The sequence below is a fragment of the Streptomyces kunmingensis genome, assembly GCF_039533535.1.
Classification (GTDB): domain Bacteria; phylum Actinomycetota; class Actinomycetes; order Streptomycetales; family Streptomycetaceae; genus Streptomyces; species Streptomyces kunmingensis.
This window is the reverse complement of sequence record NZ_BAAATS010000019.1, coordinates 31,981-50,993: the sequence shown is the minus strand read 5'-3', so window position 1 is coordinate 50,993 and position 19,013 is coordinate 31,981. Positions and strand designations below refer to the sequence as shown.

Annotated in this window: 12 protein-coding genes; 4 read left to right on the top strand and 8 right to left on the bottom strand. The window is 71.9% G+C overall.

The genetic code is table 11. The features are described 5' to 3' along the window. Positions 1-211: 211 nt before the first annotated feature. The 3 genes from ABD366_RS24555 to ABD366_RS24545 all read left to right on the top strand — a co-directional run bounded on the left by ABD366_RS24555 (position 212) and on the right by ABD366_RS24545 (position 5,230). Positions 212-3,550 carry a trypsin-like peptidase domain-containing protein gene (locus tag ABD366_RS24555; RefSeq protein ID WP_344442467.1) on the top strand — a complete coding sequence of 1,113 codons (3,339 nt, stop codon included), beginning with the start codon at positions 212-214 and terminating at the stop codon, positions 3,548-3,550. Positions 3,551-3,688: 138 nt separating this feature from the next. Then, positions 3,689-4,639, top strand: coding sequence for a bifunctional riboflavin kinase/FAD synthetase (locus ABD366_RS24550; protein WP_324767548.1), 951 nt, complete (start codon positions 3,689-3,691; stop codon positions 4,637-4,639). 102 nt (positions 4,640-4,741) lie between these two features. Further along, the gene (locus tag ABD366_RS24545) at positions 4,742-5,230 is read left to right on the top strand and encodes a carboxymuconolactone decarboxylase family protein (protein WP_324767547.1); all 489 of its coding nucleotides are present in this window, start codon (positions 4,742-4,744) and stop codon (positions 5,228-5,230) included. A 292-nt stretch (positions 5,231-5,522) separates the two neighbouring features. Here ABD366_RS24545 and ABD366_RS24540 read toward each other — a convergent pair whose 3' ends face one another. The 8 genes from ABD366_RS24540 to eccE all read right to left on the bottom strand — a co-directional run bounded on the left by ABD366_RS24540 (position 5,523) and on the right by eccE (position 17,112). Further along, complete coding sequence (locus tag ABD366_RS24540; protein ID WP_324767546.1) at positions 5,523-6,536, bottom strand: ABC transporter ATP-binding protein; 1,014 nt, start codon at positions 6,534-6,536, stop codon at positions 5,523-5,525. Next, positions 6,533-7,528 carry an ABC transporter ATP-binding protein gene (locus tag ABD366_RS24535; RefSeq protein ID WP_324767545.1) on the bottom strand — a complete coding sequence of 332 codons (996 nt, stop codon included), beginning with the start codon at positions 7,526-7,528 and terminating at the stop codon, positions 6,533-6,535. Before ABD366_RS24535 ends, ABD366_RS24540 begins: the two co-directional genes overlap by 4 nt. Continuing rightward, the gene (locus ABD366_RS24530) at positions 7,525-8,448 is read right to left on the bottom strand and encodes an ABC transporter permease (RefSeq protein WP_324767543.1); all 924 of its coding nucleotides are present in this window, start codon (positions 8,446-8,448) and stop codon (positions 7,525-7,527) included. Before ABD366_RS24530 ends, ABD366_RS24535 begins: the two co-directional genes overlap by 4 nt. Further along, positions 8,445-9,533 carry an ABC transporter permease gene (locus ABD366_RS24525; protein ID WP_324767542.1) on the bottom strand — a complete coding sequence of 363 codons (1,089 nt, stop codon included), beginning with the start codon at positions 9,531-9,533 and terminating at the stop codon, positions 8,445-8,447. The genes ABD366_RS24530 and ABD366_RS24525 overlap by 4 nt, the downstream gene beginning before the upstream one ends. A 67-nt stretch (positions 9,534-9,600) precedes the next feature. Beyond that, complete coding sequence (locus ABD366_RS24520; protein ID WP_324767541.1) at positions 9,601-11,487, bottom strand: ABC transporter substrate-binding protein; 1,887 nt, start codon at positions 11,485-11,487, stop codon at positions 9,601-9,603. A 278-nt stretch (positions 11,488-11,765) separates the two neighbouring features. After that, positions 11,766-14,609: an SCO5717 family growth-regulating ATPase gene (locus ABD366_RS24515; RefSeq protein WP_324767539.1), complete on the bottom strand. Its 2,844-nt coding sequence runs from the start codon at positions 14,607-14,609 to the stop codon at positions 11,766-11,768. Positions 14,610-14,971: 362 nt separating this feature from the next. After that, positions 14,972-15,709 (bottom strand): hypothetical protein, encoded by a 738-nt coding sequence (locus tag ABD366_RS24510; protein WP_344442463.1) that lies wholly within the window; start codon positions 15,707-15,709, stop codon positions 14,972-14,974. Continuing rightward, positions 15,709-17,112, bottom strand: a complete 1,404-nt coding sequence (eccE, locus tag ABD366_RS24505; protein WP_324767536.1) for a type VII secretion protein EccE — start codon at positions 17,110-17,112, stop codon at positions 15,709-15,711. Before eccE ends, ABD366_RS24510 begins: the two co-directional genes overlap by 1 nt. A gap of 260 nt (positions 17,113-17,372) precedes the next feature. On the opposite strand from eccE, the gene eccB reads away from it, so the two are divergent. Beyond that, on the top strand, positions 17,373-18,908 hold the full coding sequence (gene eccB / locus ABD366_RS24500) for a type VII secretion protein EccB (protein WP_324767534.1): 1,536 nt from the start codon (positions 17,373-17,375) through the stop codon (positions 18,906-18,908). The last annotated feature ends 105 nt before the right edge of the window (positions 18,909-19,013 follow it).

Here is a 19,013-nt window from a genome sequence, read left to right as displayed (position 1 = left end):
TTCGCGGGTGGCCGCCGCTCCACGTTCCCCCTTGTTTCCCCCTTCAAGGGTCTATCCGCCACGCCGCCGGGTTCACTCCTTCGGGCAGGCGCTCGGAGTGATACGGGGGAGCGGAAGGGGGCGCGTTGGCCCCGGGTCCTGTCCAGCTGATCACCGGACGCCTACCGTCGGACATTCGGGGCGTAACGGAGAGCGGCGGGAGGGGCGCGGCATGGTGGATCCGCCTCTGGTACGGATCTGTGATCTGGCCGGGCGGCCACGCGGGGCGGGGTTCGTCGCGGACGACCAAGGAACGGTCGTCACCAGCCATGAGGCGGTGGACGGGCTCGGCCGCGTGGTGCTGCACGCGCCGGGCGGTGAGACCTGTCTGGTGGGACCCGAGTCGGTCGTCGAGCTGCCCGCGGTGGACCTCGCGCTCATCCGCACGGATGGCCTCGGCGTCGCGCCGCTGCCCGTCGGATCCGGCCCGGCCGGGGAGCCGGGGGCGTATCTGCGGATCGCCGCCGGCGGCTGGCGCGAGGCCCGGGTGCTCGGGCACGTGGACGTGACGTACACCGCCACCGACCGCCTCCATCCGGTGCGGGGCGCGATGGAGCTGGCGGTCGGGACGGCCGGGGCGGACGCGCTGCGGCTCGGCGGCGGGGCCGCGGGCGGGCCCGTCCTGGACGCCGGGACCGGCGCCGTCGTCGCGGTCCTCGGGACCGCGCTGCGGGCCGGGCGCCAGGCGGCCGGATTCGCGGTGCCGCTGCGCGCGGCGGCGGCCGTCGAGCCGCGCCTCGCCGCACTGCTGACCCGGGGCGACGCCACCGTGCCCGCGTACGGCCCCGATCTGAACCTCGCCGGGGTGCTGCACCTGACCGCCGTCTCGGTGGGCAGTGACGGGCCCGCGCCCGCGGACGCCGAGCCGGTCGAACGGCCCGATGTCGTCAAGGAGTTGGCGGAGTTCACCGTCGGCGGGGCGTCCGTGCTCGCCCTCGTCGGGGACCCGGGCTGCGGCCGTACGACCGAACTGGCGTCCCTCGCCGCGCGGCGGGCCCGGGGCGAGAGCGCCGCGCCGACCCTCTGGCTGCGCGGCGCCGATCTGCGGGGCGACGACACCTCGGTGACCGACGCCGTGGGCCGCGCCCTGGAGCGGGCCGGGCGGATCGTCGCGGCGTCCCGCCGCACCGAGCCCGGCGCGCTGGGGGACATCTCGCCGGAGCGTGTCGCCGAGGTGGCCCGCGCCGCGGGTCAGCCGCTCGTGCTGCTGCTCGACGGGCCCGAGGAGATGCCGCCCGTACTCGCGCACCGGCTCGCCCTGTGGTCGCGGGAGACCGAGCGGTGGCTGACGGCGTCCGGGGTGCGGCTCGTCGTGGCGTGCCGTGGGGAGTACTGGGAGCAGGCCGGGCCGCTGTTCGGTGCCGGTGTCCTGCACGGGCGGCCCGGGCGGCTGCCCGCGTGCGTACGGATCGGCGAACTGACGGCCGGGCAGGCGCGGACGGCGCGCGAGCGGTTCGGGATCCCCGAGGGCGCCCTCGCGCCGGCGGACGCGGGGCACCCGCTCGCGCTGCGGCTGCTGAGCGAGGTCCGGGCGGCGCTGCCCGCGGACGTGCCCGGCTGTCCCGACCGCGACGAGGTGTTCGCGGCCTACCTGGATCTGATGTGCCTGCGCGTCGCGGTGCGGCTCGCCGCCGCCGGCGGAGTGCGGGGGAGCGGCGTGCGGCGGCTCGCGGCGCAGGTGTCGGGGCAACTGCACGAGGCCGCGCGGCGCAGCCTGGGCCCGGGACAGGGGGAGCTGGACCGTAAGACGTTCGAGGAGCTGTTCCCCTGGGGCGCGCGCGGCGGGGTGAGCGGCTGGGCGTCGGCCGTCCTCGCGGAGGGCGTCCTCGTGCCCGCGGGCGGCGGGTACCGGTTCGCACACGAAGAAGTGGCCGACTGGATCCAGGGCACGCATCTGCATCTGGACGCGGCGCTGGACGCGCTGGTCTTCCGGCGGCGCGGCGGCGGATCGGTGCCGGTGCCGCGGCACCGGGCGGGACCCGTGGTGCGGGCGCTGCTGGCGGTCGAGCGACAGGAGGGGCCGGAGGAACTCGCCGACCGCCTGCGGGAGTTGACCGCCTGGTTCGAGCCGCCCGAGGAGACGGGAAGCGCGGGCGAAGCGGGCTGGTGGGCCGGGCATCTCGTCAGCGAGGTGCTGCTGCGCGTCCGTGACGCCGGCGCCTATCTGCCCGAACTGGAGACACTCGCCGACCGCGGAGCCTTCGGACCCTGGTTCTGGACCGCGCTGCCCGTGGACGACGACCTCCGGTTCGAGCTGCTTCGGCGCCTCGTCGTGCACGACGAGCCGGAGCCCGGCGGCCGGTATCTCGACGCCGTCGCCGCATCCCTGGCCGCCGAGCCGGGACGGGCGCACCGGCGGCTGACCCGGTGGTTCGACGACGAGCGGCCGCTGCCCGCGCTGCCCGACGCCACCGTGGCGACCGCCGCGCAGGCCCTGCTGCATACCCATCGCCGCCGGGCCGTCGACGACCTCGTCGAGGCGCTCGTCGACTGCGCCCATCCGCGGGCCGACGAACTGCTCGCCGTCCTCGCCGACGAGGAGCCCTCCGCGCTGTGCCGGGCCGTCGACCGGTGGGCGCGCGACGACCGGCCCGCCCGGCACGTGGCAGCCGGTGCCTACGGACTGCGCGCTGCCGCCGGGGTGACGGCCGACGCCGACCGGGGACTGCTGCGGCACGCCGCGCTCGCCCTGCTGGCCCGCCCTTCCGACTGCACGCCGCACGGTGCCGCGCTCGCCCTCCTCGTCCAGGATCCGCAGTCGCGCTCCGGGTACCTGGCGCAGGCCTTGCAGCGGTTCGCCGCCGGGGATCCGCAGCTGCCCGCCTCGGCGCTCGCCCCGGCCCTCGCCACGCACCCGGAAGCGGTGTTCGCGGCGTTCCGGGCCCGGCTCGCGGAACCGGGGCCAGGCGTCGGGGAGCTGCTGCGCACCCTCGCCGACGTCACGACGCCCGGCCTGGACCAGCGCGCCGCCGCGCTCGTCGCGGAGTACACGCGTGCCGTACCGGAGAGAGCCGCCGGAGACGTGGCGGCCTTCGTCGACCGGCGCCTGGAGCAGGGGCCCGCCGCGCACGCCGTACTGTTCCCGCTCGTCGAGGGGCTGCTGCGGTCCGGGCCGCCGGACGTCCGCGCCGCGCTCGCGCCCGTCCTCGCCACGCCCGGCACAGCCGCCTCGCACGAGCCGCGGGCCGAACTCCTCGACCTCCTGCTCGGACAGGAACGGGAGCCGGCCGTCCTGGACGCCGTGCTGAGCGCCGCCGCCTGGAGCACGGTGCGGCGCGGGCAGCCCCGGACGCGCGAGCTGGTGCACCGTACGGGGGTCCTGCTCGTCCGCACCCCCGAAGGCGCCGCCTGCTTCGACCGGCGCCTGGTGGAACTGGCGCGGACCGTGCCCGGGTTCGCCACGCCGGTGTCCCGCTGGCTCGCGGCCGCACCCCAGGAGTGGGCGGCGCTGGTCGGACCGAGCGCCCGCCGGATGATCGAGAACCTGGCGGGGGTACGGGTACCGGCCTGAGCCCGCCCGATGACGGACGCGGGCGGTCGGCATGGCACTCTTAGACCTGCGTAATCGGCAAGGGACGTGGAGAGCGACGGGACCACCGAGAGCGCAGAGACGGATTCGTCGTACACAGGTTTGCGAGGAGCAATCACCGTGCAGCGCTGGCGTGGCTTGGAGGACATCCCCCAGGACTGGGGGCGCAGCGTCGTCACCATCGGCTCCTACGACGGGGTGCACCGCGGGCACCAGTTGATCATCGGGCGGGCCGTGGAGCGGGCGCGTGAGCTGGGCCTCCCGGCGGTCGTCGTCACCTTCGACCCGCACCCGAGCGAGGTCGTGCGCCCCGGCTCGCACCCGCCGCTGCTCGCGCCCCACCACCGGCGCGCCGAGCTGATGGCCGACCTCGGCGTCGATGCCGTACTGATCCTCCCCTTCACCACCGAGTTCTCGAAGCTGTCGCCCGCCGACTTCGTGGCGAAGGTCCTCGTCGACAAGCTGCACGCGCGCGTCGTCGTCGAGGGCCCCAACTTCCGCTTCGGCCACAAGGCCGCGGGCAACGTCGACTTCCTCGCCGAGCAGGGCGGAACGTACGACTTCGAGGTCGAGGTCGTCGACCTGTACGTGAGCGGCGCGGCGGGCGGCGGGCAGCCCTTCTCCTCCACCCTGACCCGACGGCTGGTCGCCGAGGGCGATGTGGAGGGGGCCCGCGAGATCCTCGGCCGGCCGCACCGCGTCGAGGGCGTCGTCGTGCGCGGCGCGCAGCGCGGGCGCGAGCTCGGCTTCCCCACCGCCAACGTGGAGACGCTGCCGCACACCGCGATCCCGGCGGACGGCGTCTACGCCGGATGGCTGCACGTCAACGGCGAGGCGATGCCGGCGGCGATCTCCGTCGGGACGAACCCCCAGTTCGACGGCACGGAGCGAACCGTCGAGGCGTACGCCATCGACCGGGTGGGCCTCGACCTGTACGGGCTGCACGTGGCCGTGGACTTTCTGGCGTTCGTGCGCGGCATGACGAAGTTCGAGTCCCTCGACGAACTCATCGAGGCCATCGCGAACGACGTGAAGCGCTCCCGCGAGCTCATCGAGACCTACCAGGCTTGAGACATGCCCAGGTGTCGCAGGTCACATCTGGGCATGTCACAAACGGGCCCGCCCGACCCGTCTCGTTGGTGAAAGCACTCACCACGGCACAGGGAGCCCGTCATGGAAGCTCGTCTCAACGTGTTCGCCAGCCAGTCCGCCACCGGGTTCGTGAAGCGTTTCATCGCGGCGAACATGCCGATCGTGGAATCCGGCATCCCCGCCGCGACGCAGGAACTGGTGAAGATCCGCGCCAGCCAGATCAACGGCTGCGCGGGCTGTCTCGACATGCACACCAAGGAGGCCGCGGCGGCGGGGGAGACCTCGCTGCGGCTCAACCTGATCGCCGCCTGGCGCGAGGCCAAGGTGTTCACCGACGCCGAGCGCGCCGCCCTGGAAGTGACGGAGCAGGGTACGCGCCTCGCGGACGCGGCGGGCTGCGTCACGGACGAGGCCTGGGCGAACGCCGCGAAGCACTATGACGAGGAGCAGCTCGGGGCGCTGGTGTGCCTGATCGCGAGCATCAACGCGTTCAACCGTCTGAACGTCATCACGCAGCAGCCTGCCGGCGATTACCAGGTCGGTCAGGCGGCGGCGTTCCATAAGGGCTGAGGCGTTCTGGTTGGGGGGCGGGTGCGGGCCGGCGCGGGGTGGTGCGTGGTCGGGTGCGGGCCGGCGCGGGGTGGCGCGTGGTCGGGTGCGGGCCGGTGGGGGCCGGTCGCGCAGTTCCCCGCGCCCCTGAAAGCAGCGACTTCGTCGCGCTTTCCCCTGAAGGCTTGCGGCTTCGCCGCAGCCTTCGCCCCTGGAGATGGCGCACGTAGTGCGCATCTCCAGGGGCGCGGGGAACTGCGCGACCAGCCACGACGCGACCCGCACCCGCCCCCCAACCAACACCCCGCAGACGCTAAGGCGCACCCTCCGCAACACGCACCCGCGCCCAATGACAGGCCACCTGCGACCCACCCCCACCCGACAACACGGGCAGATCCACGGTCCGGCACGCGTCGGAGACCCCGGCCCGGTCAGCCTCGCCCGCGGCCAGCACCTGGCACCGCGCATGGAACCGGCACCCGTCAGGAATCCGCGACGGATCCGGCGGCTCCCCGGTGAGCACGACCGGCTCACCCGGCGCCTCCGGAAGCACCGACAACAGCGCCTGCGTGTAGGGGTGTCGGGGCGAGGTCAGCACCTCCTCCACGGCCCCCGTCTCCACAATCCGCCCCAGATACATCACCGCCACCCGGTCCGCGATGTTCCAGGCAAGCCCCAGATCGTGCGTGACGACCAGCGCGGACAGCCCCAGCTCGTCGCGGAGCCGCAGCAGAAGCGCCAGAATCTCACCCCGCACGGACGCGTCCAGCGAAGCGACCGGCTCGTCCGCCACGATGAGTTCGGGCTCCAGGACCAGCGCGCCCGCGATGACGACGCGCTGGCGCTGCCCGCCGGACAGTTCGTGCGGATAGCGCAGGAAGAACCGCTCGGGGGGCCGGAGACCCGCCCGGGACAGTGCGTTGGCGACGGCCTCGCGTTCGTCACCGCCGTACCCGTGAATGCGCAGGCCCTCCGCCACCGCGTCGTACACGGTGTGCCGGGGGTTGAGCGACCCGCTGGGGTCCTGAAGCACGAGCTGCACCCGCTTGCGGTACGCCTTCAGCGCGCGGGATCCGTAGTTCAGCGGCTCACCGGCGAACGTGACCTGCCCCGCCGTCGGCCGTTCGAGCCCGAGCAGTGTGCGCGCCAGGCTCGTCTTGCCGCAGCCCGACTCACCCACCAGGGCCACGATCTCGCCCGGCGCGATGTCCAGGTCGACCCCGTCCACGGCCCGCGCCTCGGGGGCACCGCGCCGGCCCGGGAACGTCACCTTCAACTGGTCCGCGGACAACAGGGTCCGGGTCTCCGTCACAGCGTTCCCCGTCATGCCGTGGTGCTCCTTGCCTCGACGTCCAGCGCCTCTGCCCCGCCGTCCGATACGTGTACACAGGCCGCCCGGCGCCCGGCCCCCGCGTCCCGCAGCGGCTGGTCCTCGACCGCGCAGACATCGAGCGCCACCGGGCAGCGCGGGTGGAACGTGCAGCCCGAGGGCAGCGCCGACGGGTCCGGCGGATCGCCGGGCAGGCCGCGCGGCGCGAACCGGGACGCCGGGTCACCGATCGTCGGGAACGCGGCCGAGAGAGCGTTGCCGTACGGGTGCAGCGCGTTCTCGTAGACCTGCGCCGCCGGGCCCTCCTCCACGACGCGGCCCGCGTACATCACCGCGAGCCGGTCGCAGGTGTCGGAGAGGACCGCCAAGTCGTGGCTGATCATGATGAGCCCGAGATCCTGCTCCGTCACCAACTGCTCGATGAGGCGCAGGATCTGGGCCTGGATCATCACGTCCAGGGCCGTCGTCGGCTCGTCGGCGATGATCAGCTCCGGATCGCAGGCGAGCGCCATCGCGATCATCACGCGCTGGCGCTGACCGCCGGAGAGCTCATGCGGATACGCCGCCGCGCGCGCCGCCGGCAGTCCTACGTGTTCGAGGAGCTCGGCGACCTTCTTCTTCGCCCCGGCCTGCGTCGCCTTCTTGTGCAGCAGGATCGGCTCGGCGATCTGGTCGCCGACGCGGTGCACGGCGTTGAGCGAGTGCATCGCGCCCTGGAAGACGATGGAGGCACCGGCCCAGCGCACCGCGCGGACCCGGCCCCACTTCATCGCCAGGATGTCCTCCCCGTTGAGCAGGATCTCGCCGGTGACCTTCGTCCCGGCGGGCAGCAGCCGTAGCAGGGCGAGTGCCAAGGTCGACTTACCGCAGCCGGACTCGCCCGCGATGCCGAGCTTGCTGCCCGCCTCGACGGACAGGTTCACGCCGCGTACGGCCTGCGCCCCGCCCGCGTACGTCACCGTCAGGTCGTTCACCTGAAGCAGTGTCATGACCGGGCCCCCAGTTTCGGGTTGAGGACGGACTCGATGGCGCGCCCGCACAGCGTGAAGGCGAGCGCCACGACGGCGATCGCGATGCCGGGCGGGGCCAGGTACCACCAGTCGCCCGCGCTGACGGCGCCCGCCTCGCGTGCGTCCTGGAGCATGCCGCCCCACGAGGTGATCGTCGGGTCCGAGAGGCCCAGGAAGGCGAGGGTCGCCTCCGTCAGGATCGCGGACGAGATGATCATCGTGGTCTGGGCGAGGACCAGCGGCATCACGTTCGGCAGGACGTGCCGGGTCATGATGTGGCCGTGGCCGCCGCCGAGCGCGCGGGAGCGCTCGATGTACGGGCGGGACTCCACGGCCAGGGTCTGGGCGCGCACGAGCCGGGCCGTCGTCGGCCAGGTCGTCACGCCGATCGCGATGATCACCGTCCACATGGAGCGGTCCATCACCGTGGCGAGCGCGATGGCCAGGACCAGCGTCGGCATCACCAGGAACCAGTCCGTGATGCGCATGAGCACGGTCGAGTACCAGCCGCGGAAGTGCCCCGCGACGATCCCGATGACCGTGCCGATCGCCACGCACAGGAACGCCGCGAGCAGGCCCACGGTGAGCGAGACGCGAGCCCCGTACACCAGGAGCGCGAGCACGCTGCGGCCGAACTGGTCGGTGCCGAGCGGGAATTCGCCGCTCGGGCCTTCCAGCGGGCCGCCGGGCGCGTCCGTCACGCTCTGCGAGTCCGCGCCGACCAAGACCGGTGCGAACACGGCGATGAGCGCGATCAGGATGAGCAGGCCGAGGCCCCACAGTCCGCCGCGGTGGGCGCGGTACGAGCGCCAGAAGCGGGCCAGGGACTGGCGTTTGCGGGCCCGTGCGAGCGCCCGCGGATTGCCCGTCTCGGTGACGGGAGCGGTCTCGGTCGTCATCGGCCCACCCTCGGGTCGAGCAGCGGATAGAGGATGTCGGCGAGGGTGTTCGCGAGGATCACCGCAGTGGCGAAGACGAAGAACAGGCCCTGGACGAGCGGGAGGTCGGGCACGGACAGGGCCGAGTAGAAGAGGCCGCCGAGGCCCGGCCAGGAGAAGACCGTCTCGACGAGGATCTGCCCTGCGACGACGTGCCCGAGGTTCACGAACATCAGCGTGAACGTGGGCAGCATCGCGTTCGGCACCGCGTGCTTGCGGCGCACCACGTCGTCCCGCAGCCCCTTGGCGCGCGCCGTCGTCAGATAGTCGCTGCCCATCTCGTCGAGGAGCGAGGAGCGCATGACGAGCAGCGTCTGCGCGTACCCGACCGCGACGAGCGTGATCACGGGGAGGATCAGATGGTGGGCCACGTCGATGACGTACGCGAATCCCGTCTCGCCGCCCGATTCGAGGCCGCCGGTCGGGAACATGCCGGGGATCGGACCGATGCCCACCGAGAAGACGATGATCAGCAGCAGGCCCAGCCAGAACGACGGGACCGAGTAGAGGGTCAGCGCGAACGCCGTGTTGAAGCGGTCGCTGCGCGAACCGTTGCGCCACGCCGTGCGCGTGCCCAGCCAGATGCCGAGCAGCGAGTACAGCACGTACGCCGTGCCGGTCAGCAGGAGCGTCGCCGGGAGCGCGTCGGCGATCTTGTCGATGACGGGGGTGTGGAACTGGTACGAGGTGCCGAAGTCGCCGGTGAGCGCGTCCCCGATGTACGACGTGAACTGCTTCCACATCGGCTGGTCGAGGCCGAACTGGTGGCGCAGGTTCTCCAGTTGCTGCTCGGAGACCCGCTTGCCGCCGGTCATCTGCTTGACCGGGTCGCTCGGGATGAGACGGAAGAGGAAGAAGCTGGTCACGAGGACGGCGAAGAGCGAGACGATCGCGCCCGCGATCTTCGCCGCCGCGTACTGGAGGTACGCCTTGGTGTTGCGGGCCCGTGGGCCGTGGGCGCCCGACGTCGCTCCGGCCGGGGAGGCCGGAGCGCCGTCGGGCGCTTCCTCGGACTGCACGAGCGCAGGAGTGCTGTCAGCTGTCATGGTTCATGCGAACTCTCGTTACTCGTGCGGGTGGTGACCGCTCGTAGGAGCCGTTGAGGGGGTCCTGCTACTCGCGGTCGTCCGCCGTGGTCCTTCGCCGCATGGCGAAGAAGACGCCCCCGCCGATGACGACGAGCGCGGCGACGACGATCCCGATCACGATGCCGGTGGAGGGACCGGAGGAGTCCGAGTCGCTGCTGGACGCGGACGCCGGTTCGGCCGACCACCAGCTCCAGTACCCGTCCTGGCCGTAGATGTTGCCGGCCGCGGTGGGCATGGTCTGGATGGACTTGATCTGGTCCGTGCGGTACGCCTCGACCGCGTTCGGGTAGGCCATGACATTCATGTACCCGGAGTCGTACAGCCACGACTCCATCTGCTTGACATAACCGGCGCGCTTGGCGGTGTCGTACTCGGCGAGCTGCTTGTCGTAGAGCTCGTCGTACGTCTTGTCGCAGATGCCGTTGTCGGTCGCCGCCGTCTCCCGCGCCTTGGTGGGCAGGGCGGCACAGGTGTGGATGCCGAGGACGAAGTCCGGGTCCGGGTTGACCGACCAGCCGTCGAAGGCGAGGTCGTACTCACCCGCGTACCAGGGCACCGAGACGTCGTCGACGCAGTTGAGCTTCAGGCCGACGCCGATCTTGCCCCACCACTCCTTCAGGTACTTGCCGACCGCCTTGTCGTTCGGGTCGGTCGCGTGGCACAGCATGCGCAGGTCGAGCGGCTTGCCGTCCTTGCCGACGCGCTTACCGTCCTTGAGCGGGTAGCCCGCCTCGTCGAGCATCTTGCCCGCGGCCGTCGCGTCGTACGTCAGCTTCTGGGAGTCCGAGGGCTTCCAGAAGTACTCCGAGAAGCGCGGCGGGATGTAGCCCTCGCCCTGTACGGCGTGGCCCTGGAAGACCTTGTCGACGATGGTCTTGGTGTCGACCGCGCGGAACAGCGCCTGGCGCACCTTCTGGTCGAGCAGCGCCTTGTTGCCGTCGCCGAACTTCTTGCCGTCCTTGGTCTGCCAGCCAGGATTGACCGCGATGGCGTAGAAGCGGCGGCCCGGACCCTCGTTGACCTTGATGTTCTTCTCGCCCTTGAGGGATGCCGCCTGAGCGGGCGTCAGGGCGGGGGAACCGGCGACGAAGGAGACCTCACCCTTGCGCAGGGCCGCGACCGCCGCGTCCTGGTCCTTGTACGTCTTGAAGACGATCTCGTCGAACTGCGGCGTCTTCGACTTGCGCCAGAAGTCCTTGTTGACCTTCAGCTTCACGTACTGGTCGGTCTTGTACTCGGTCAGCACGAACGGGCCGTTGCCGACGATCGGGAACGTCTCGTCGTTGTTGAACTTCGCGTAGTCCTTGACGTCCTTCCAGATGTGCTCCGGCACGATCGGGATGTCGAGGGCCGTCATGGTCGCCTGTGGCGTCTTCAGCTCGACGACGAGCTGGGTGTCGCTCGGCGCCGTGACCTTCTTGAAGTTGCTGACGAACGAGCCGTTGGCCGTCGCCGCGCCCTCGTCGGTCATCATCTTGTTGAACGTGAAGGCCGCGTCCTTGGCCGTCGCCTTCTGGCCGTCCGACCACTTCGAATTCGACCGAATGGTGTACGTCCACGTCAACTTGTCGGACGAGGATTCCCACTTGGTGGCGAAGCCCGGGACTACGTGATTGTCCTTCGGGTCGTAGTTGGTCAGGAATTCGTTCGTCAGGCGCAGGATGCTCGTGCTGAGCAGGCGCTGCGCCAGGAACGGGCTCAGCGAGTCGACGCTCTGCGCGACCGCCACCGTGAGGGTCTTCTTACCGCCGTCGGCCTTGGCCTCGGCCTGCTGGGGAGCCGGGTTGAGCGGTGTGGCCAGGCCCGCGGTCAGAGTGAAGGCGGCGGCACCGGCCGCGAGGAAGAGCCGGACGCCGCGGCGCCCGGCATGTGCCGTTCTGTGGTGCTGATCTTGCTGAGCCGTTGTATCCATCGGTCGGGGACCTCACGCATCGCTCGCACAGCATGGCTGGACTTGAGTTTTCGAGTGGAATGAAGTGTTGGTTTACCAGCGGCAGTTGACGCACGTCAACGGCAGGTGAACCCCATGTGGCCTGCGGAAATAACGAGTTGACCTGCATTTCACGCACATTGGTCGAGACCTTTGACGCTTTGCAGGCCAGGGAGTGGCGCCCCTAACGCGGTGGTACGCGCCGGTACACGCGAAAGGCCCGCACCGTCCAATGGTGCGGGCCTTTCGGCGAGTTGCTCCTACTGCTGCGGCGGTTGCTGCCACCCGGGCGGCGGTCCGGCCTGCTGCGGGGGCTGCCCGGGCTGCTGATGCGCCTGCGGCGGAGGCGGCGGGACCTGCCAGCCCGGCTGCGGACCCGGCTGCTGCGGCTGGCCCTGCGGCTGCGGCGGCGCTCCCTGCGGCGGGTAGGGCGCGGGCGGCTGCTGGCCCGGGTAGGGCTGCTGACCGGGGTGGGGCTGCTGGCCCGGGTACGGCTGCCCCTCCGGGTACGGCTGCTGGCCGCCCGGCATCGGCGGGGCCATGGTGGGCGGCGGGTTGCCGTCCGAGGTCCACAGACCCTGCTGCTGCTGGGCGCGCGAGAAGTCCTCGGCGACCATCGCGGAGAGGTTGAAGTACGCCTCCCGCACCTTCGGCCGCATCATGTCGAGGTCGACCTCGGCGCCGGCCGCGAGGTGCTCGTCGAACGGGACCACGACGACACCGCGGCAGCGCGTCTCGAAGTGGCTGACGATGTCCTCCACCTTGATCATCTTGCCGGTCTCACGGACGCCCGAGATGACCGTGATGGAACGCGAGACCAGATCGGCGTAACCGTGCGCGGAGAGCCAGTCCAGGGTCGTACTGGCGCTGCTCGCGCCGTCCACCGACGGGGTCGAGATGATGATCAACTGGTCGGCCAGGTCGAGCACTCCGCGCATCGCGGAGTACAGCAGACCCGTACCGGAGTCGGTCAGGATGATCGGGTACTGCTTGCCGAGCACGTCGATGGCGCTGCGGTAGTCCTCGTCGTTGAACGTCGTCGAGACCGCCGGGTCCACGTCGTTCGCGATGATCTCCAGGCCGGACGGCGCCTGCGAGGTGAACCGCCGGATGTCCATGTACGAGTGCAGATGCGGGATCGACTGCACCAGGTCACGGATGGTCGCGCCGGTCTCGCGGCGCACACGGCGACCGAGCGTGCCCGCGTCCGGGTTGGCGTCGATCGCGAGGATCTTGTCCTGCCGCTCGGTCGCGAGCGTGGAGCCGAGCGCCGTGGTCGTGGTCGTCTTGCCGACGCCGCCCTTGAGGCTGATCACGGCGATCCGGTAGCAGGACAGGACCGGCGTGCGGATCAGCTCCAACTTCCGCTGCCGCTCGGCCTCCTCCTTCTTGCCGCCGAGCTTGAAGCGCGCGTTGCCGCCGCCGGGGCGGGTGCTCTTCGCCTTCTGCCGCTTGTTGTTCAGCAGCCGGTCGGCGGAGAGCTCCACGGCCGCCGTGTAACCGAGCGGGGCGCCACCGACGTTCGTGGGCTGACGCTGGTCGTGCTGCACCGGCTGCGGCCAGGCGGCACCCGTACGCGGGTCCGTCGACGGGGGCGGCTGCGGAGCGCCGTACGGGGGCTGCGGGGCGGGCTGCTGCGGGCCCGGCTGGGGCTGCTGACCCTGCTGGCCCGGCTGGGGCTGCTGCGGCGGGAAGCCGTAGCCGGCGGGCTGCTGCGGAGCCTGCGGCGGCTGGGCCTGGGGGTAGGGCTGCTGCTGGGGGAAGCCGTAACCGGGCTGCGGGGCGGGGGCCTGGGGAGCGGGCTGGCCCTGGGCCTGCGGCTGGGGCTGCGCCTGCTGCTGGGGGAAGCCGTAACCGGGCTGCGCCTGCGGCTGCGGGAAGCCGTAACCCGGCTGCGGGGCAGGGGCGTTCGGCATGGGCCGGCCCTGCGCTGGGGGCTGCGCCTGCGGCTGGGGCTGCGGCTGAGCCGGGGGCTGGGGGAAGCCGTAGCCGCTCTGGGCCGGGGCCTGCTGGGGCGCGGTCGGACCGGGCGCCGCTGCGGCGGGCTGCCCGGGCCACGCGTTCGGCGCGGCGGGCGGCTGCTGCTGCGCCGCCGGGGCCGTGGGGTCCGTCCACTGCTGCGCGGCGGGCGGCGCGGCCGGCTGGAAGGCGGGCGGCAGCGGGGGGACTCCGCCGTCCGGAGCGGGCGGGGGAGTCCATGCCTCGGCGGGGGTGGTCGGCGTACCCGGTGCGCTCGGTGTGCCTGGAGCGCTCGGTGTACCCGGTACGTCGGCGGGGGCCGTGGGGGCGGCTTCGGGGGCCGGGGCCGGGGCGGCGGCAGCGTCGGGTGCGGCCGGGGTGGCGGCGGACTCGGGCTCGTCGTTCCCAGCAGCGGCGGTCGGGGTGGCCGGGGCGGCGGCGGTGGCGTTTTCCGGGGAGTCCGGGGCCGTCTCCGGCGCGGTGCCCTCACCGGCCGGGGTGTCCGCTCCCGGCTCAACAGACGCGGCGGGATCGGCGGACGCGGCATCCGCTTCCAGCTCACCGGAAGCGGCGGGGGCGCCGGAAGCGCCGTGCGTGTCCACCCAGGACCGCGGCGACTGCTCGGCGTCGCCGCCCTGAGCGGCAGTGGGATCGGCGGCGGCGGGGTCGGCACCGGCACCGGCAGCGGCATCGAGGCCGGACGGGTCCGCCGCGGCGTCCTGGCCCGGAGCCTGTCCTTGCGCCTGCCCCTGCGCCGGGCCCTGCGCCTGTGCCTCGGGGGCGTTGTTCTGCTCACCGAGCGCGGCCAGCTCCGCGAACTCGCGCTTCAGCGCGGACGCGGAGAACTTCATGGTCGCGCCGCTCTCCAGGTCCCCGCTCCCGGAACCGAAGTCCGGCTCGGGGGCGACGGGTGGGGCGACGGGCGGTGCCGGAGCCGGGACCGGCGGGACGGGCGCTGGGGCAGGGGCCGGCGGCACCGGGGGCGCGGGCGGCTCGGGAGCGGCCGGCGCGTTCTGCGTGTACCAGGCCGGAGGGGCGTAGTCGATGGTGAACTCGCCCGTCATCTCGACACTGGACTCCGCGTCGGACTGATCATCGACGGGTGAATCCCAGCCCCCGCGGATACCGTCCCGATCGCTGTTCACAATGCCTCCTGGTGTGGTCGAGCACCCTCGTGTCGTGCGGGGGGCCGACCGTTCCTGTCGATCCGCCGGGCTGACCCCCTGGCCCCTTGACGTCCGCGGCACCCGCACACGAGTACTCACAACACGTCCTGCCCCAGCCTAATCACGAAAACCACGTGCACGGCAGGCCCGTCCACCCCGTCGCGGATGTCCGCTGCGTCACGTAAGGCCCGAGAGCACCCACGCCCGCACCGGACGTACACCAAAACGTGACGAACGAGCACCGCCCGGCGCCGACAAATGTCCGGATCGTGCGGAAAATGGCCGTAGTTCGCGGTGTGTGCGCCCACATCCCCGCCCGGGCGGCGACGCGCGCGCACGGCTCAGTCCATGCGGCGTGCGGTTCCCAACAATCCGGTCTCGGCGTCCGTCGCCTGCGTCATCACGTACTGCCGGTCGCGGTCGGTGCACCACAGGGTCACGCCGTCGGCGAGCGTCGGCAGCGACTCGTACTCACCGCGCGGCAGCCCTATCACGCGCCCGATCTCGGTCGCCTCGTCCGGCGACACCCGCTGTACGCCCACGAGTCGGGCCTGCCGCATCAGACGCGGCGCGACCGGGCTCAGGTACGGCAGCAGCGTCAGCACCGACTGCCAGGGCGCGGAGGCGACCCGGCCGCGCGGCGGCCGCATGCCGCAGTCACGGATGACGAGCACGGGACCACCGGCCGAGGCACCCTGCGGCGGCACGCGCCCCACATCGTGCACGGTCATCCCTGACTGTCCGCCGCCGACCGCCTGCACGAGCTGCGCCCACTGCTGCGCGCGGCCCGTCTCCACGGCGACCCGCGCGCCCGTCGCGGCCGCCCGCAGCGCGAGCACCTGCGCCGTCCACAGACCGCCGATCAGCACGATGTCGTACGGCGTCGGGCGGTTGATGCCCATGACCGCCGGCTGGCCCTCGGCGTCCACACCGACGACCACACCGTCGTCCCCGATGGGCAGCGCCAGTGTGTCGAGCTGCTCGGGGGAGAGTGAATGCCGCTGGTGACGGGGCCCGAGCAGACCGAAGCCGGTCCGCAGCCGCTCACCGAGGTCGGGAATCTGGCTGGTCATGGCCATCAGCGGGCACCTCCGAGCGGCAGAGTGGCGAGAACGCCGGGCAGTTGCTCACGGTCGAGCCGGACGAGACCGGTGCGCACCTGGCGCGCGGCCCGCTCCAGGTCACGCCTGGCGGTGGTCAGCTCGCTGTCGCTGCGCCCCGTGATCCGCATGTGCCCGGCCATGGTGACGTCCTGCTGGTCGCCCTTGGACAGGGTCAGACTGAACGTCGTGGCGAGCGCCGGGACCGTCGTCAGCTGGGCGACGAGCTGCGGCAACGTCGCGCCCCCGGTGCCCAGTTGGGGCCAGCGCCGCACCCAGTACGTGGTGTGCCGGCGGTTGTCGCAGCGCCAGCTGCGCCCGGACTCCTCGGTGCGCCGCTGCGGCGCCTCGCTCCGCCCGGCCTGCGCGGTCACCATCGGGTTGGCGCACGCCGAGGTGGCGACCGCCGAGATCAGCTCTTCCTCGGTGAGCACGCTCGCCCGGAACCCGGCGCCGCTCAGCCGGCTCGACAGGTGCTCGGCGACGCGCGCCAGGCACTTCTGCGCCCCGACCACGCCGTCGCCACGAGCGGCCACGGCCTCCGGGCACAGCTCGGGGTCGAGCTTCAGCGCGATCCACGTGATGCGCACCGCGGGCGAACCGGTCTGCGCCTGCAACGGCGCGTAGTTGCTCACCGCCACCGACTGCTGCGGCAGGTGCAGCGCGGGCGCTGGCTGCGTGTGCAGCACGATCTGTGCCGACTCGAGCCGGATCCCGTCCACTTCGAGGGCGTCCCGCACCAGACCGATCGGCAGCGGTCTGCGGCTGCGCTCGGCGCGCAGCGCGGTGGCGTCGGACTCGACCTGAAGTACGGCGGTCAGGAAGCCGCCGTCCCCGACCATGCCGACCGGCCGCTGGTCACGGTCGTCCCCGCGGTTGTGGCTGTACGTGCGCAGGCTCGGGTCGCACTCGACGGCGGGCGCCAGGCCGGGCTCGGTCCCCGGCGGCACCGGAGTGCTCGCCGCGCTGCGCCGCCTGGACCGCATCGCGAGCACGGTGCCCAGCCACTCGGGCAGGGAGCGCCCCCGACGACGTACGAGAGCGAGCACCAACAGGATCGCGGCGGCGACTGCGGTCGCCATCATCGCGACCGTCCCCGCCACCCAGCCGCACACGACGAGGGCGGCGGCCAGCTCGATCATCACGAGCCGCTGCGCGCGGAACGAACCACCGCGGCCGGAGCGCGACTTCAGATGCGGAGTCACCGCCCCGCGGTACGGCGCCGGAGAGCCGGGGCCGGAAGGGGAATTGCGCGAGTTCTGTGCAGGGGTGTGTGACATCTGTGAAGGAGAGGGGGAGCCCTGCGGCGAACCCTGTCCAGAACGCTCACCCGATCGTGACCTCGATTGCGACCGCGATCGAGCCCGCGTTGCGGAAGCCATCACTCCAAACCCCCCGAACTCTCCCGAAATCCCATGCGCAAAGGCCCCTTGTAAAGGACCGGCGGGCCCCTTGGAAGGCCTCAGCACCCTACCCGTGCCACACGCACAACGTCGTAACAGGCATAGTAGGGGCCGGGTCTGACAGCCACGGCAGCCGTACGACAGTCGCTCGGCGGCCCGAGGCACACACAGTCGACACCGGTCGACCGAAGTCGGGGGACGCGCCCCCACGGCTCCGCACGGGGAGAGAGCGGACACAGATGGCATCACGGCGGGACGAACTCAACGCCTACACCTTCGCGAAGCGGCGCACTCTGGCGTCCTTCGTACAGCCTTCACCGTCGGGTTCGGAGGAGGGGGCGCCCAGGCCGCTACGGGCGGTACTGCCCGGCACGATCATGGGCGTGGTGATCCTGGCGGTCTTCGGCGGCATCGGCATGTTCAAGCCCACCGCGCCGAAGGGCTGGGACGCGACGGCGACGAACGTCATCGTCGCCAGCGACTCGACCACCCGCTACGTGGTCCTGACGACGGGCAAGCAGAAGCAGCTCCACCCGGTCCTGAACATGGCCTCGGCCAAGCTGCTCCTCAAGGACTACACGGACAAGGTCGTCACCGTCGACGAGGGCGTCCTCGACAACGGCAAGATCCCGCACGGCGCCACCCTCGGCATCCCCTACGCCCCCGACCGGCTGCCGAGCGCAAAGGAGGCCGAGGAGGCCAAGCGCTGGATGGTGTGCGAGCGCCCCAGCGACGGCGGCCGTGCCATACAGAAGGCGGCGTTCGTCTTCGCCCAGAAGGACTGGGTGAAGAAGACCGAGGGCCGTAACCAGCTCAGGGGCGGCCAGCTCATGTACGTGGCCGACTCGGTCACGAAGAAGCAGTACGTCGTCGACGCCAAGGGCACCGCCTACGAGATCGCCGACCCGGCCCAGGACGGCGTGCTCACGGCGCTCGACACCCAGCAGCGCGCACCGCAGCGCGTCTCTTCCGAGTGGCTGAAGACGCTCCACGAGGGTGCCCCCATCACCATGCCCACCGTCCCCGGCACCCCCGGCCAGACGGCGAACGCCATCGCGGGCAGCGGCAACGCCAAGTACGACAAGGTCGGTACGGTCCTCAAGTCGCTCGACGGCACGAAGACGCAGTACTACGTGGTGTTGCAGGGCAAGGTGGCGCGCATCTCCGAGTTCACCTCGCAGCTCCTGCTCCGCAACCCCGACCTCGCCAACTACAACCTGAGCGGCGAGGCGCAGCAGGTGAACATCGCCGCGATGCAGAACAGCGTCCCGTTCGAGGGCGAGAGCGACACCTGGCCCACCCTCCAGCCGGAGACCGTGAACGACGGCACCAGCGCCACCAGCGGCCGCAACACCGCCTGCAACGTGCTGCGCAAGGTCGGCACCGGCGGCACGACGCTCTCCACCTGGGTCGGCACCGACTTCCCGGCCGACCTGCCGACCGGCTCCTCCAGTGCGTACGTCACGCCCGGCTCAGGCCAGGTCTTCCGGCAGATTCAGGGCTCGGCGACCAAGGTGGGCCAGATCTTCCTGGTCACCGACACCGGCCTGCGTTACGCACTCCAGTCCAACGGCGACAGCATCTCCGCCGACACGAGCGTCGGCACCTCAGCCAAGGAGCGCGAGGAGCTGGCCAAGGGGGAGACGCAGAAGACGCAGAAGCTGCTCGGCTACGACAAGGTGACGGCTCAGCCGATCCCGCTGACCTGGTCCACGTTCCTGCCCACCGGACCGCGCTTGTCCAAGCTGGACGCGGGCCAGCCGCAGGGTTCGTAGGCGGCGATCGGGCGCGACGGGACGGGAACGGGAGGGGTCACCAACTGATGCTTGGAACTTGGAACGTGGAGCACGTGAAGCACGTGAGGCGCTCGAAGCACGCGA

Excerpts from the sequence above, each read along its gene's own strand:
- ABD366_RS24555 (WP_344442467.1), top strand. The coding sequence starts at position 212 with ATGGTGGATCCGCCTCTGGTACGGATCTGTGATCTGGCCGGGCGGCCA.
- eccB (WP_324767534.1), top strand. The coding sequence starts at position 17,373 with ATGGCATCACGGCGGGACGAACTCAACGCCTACACCTTCGCGAAGCGG.
- ABD366_RS24530 (WP_324767543.1), bottom strand. The coding sequence starts at position 8,448 with ATGACGACCGAGACCGCTCCCGTCACCGAGACGGGCAATCCGCGGGCG.
- ABD366_RS24525 (WP_324767542.1), bottom strand. The coding sequence starts at position 9,533 with ATGACAGCTGACAGCACTCCTGCGCTCGTGCAGTCCGAGGAAGCGCCC.
- ABD366_RS24540 (WP_324767546.1), bottom strand. The coding sequence starts at position 6,536 with ATGACGGGGAACGCTGTGACGGAGACCCGGACCCTGTTGTCCGCGGAC.
- ABD366_RS24510 (WP_344442463.1), bottom strand. The coding sequence starts at position 15,709 with ATGGCCATGACCAGCCAGATTCCCGACCTCGGTGAGCGGCTGCGGACC.
- ABD366_RS24520 (WP_324767541.1), bottom strand. The coding sequence starts at position 11,487 with ATGGATACAACGGCTCAGCAAGATCAGCACCACAGAACGGCACATGCC.
- ABD366_RS24535 (WP_324767545.1), bottom strand. The coding sequence starts at position 7,528 with ATGACACTGCTTCAGGTGAACGACCTGACGGTGACGTACGCGGGCGGG.
- ABD366_RS24545 (WP_324767547.1), top strand. The coding sequence starts at position 4,742 with ATGGAAGCTCGTCTCAACGTGTTCGCCAGCCAGTCCGCCACCGGGTTC.
- eccE (WP_324767536.1), bottom strand. The coding sequence starts at position 17,112 with ATGGCTTCCGCAACGCGGGCTCGATCGCGGTCGCAATCGAGGTCACGA.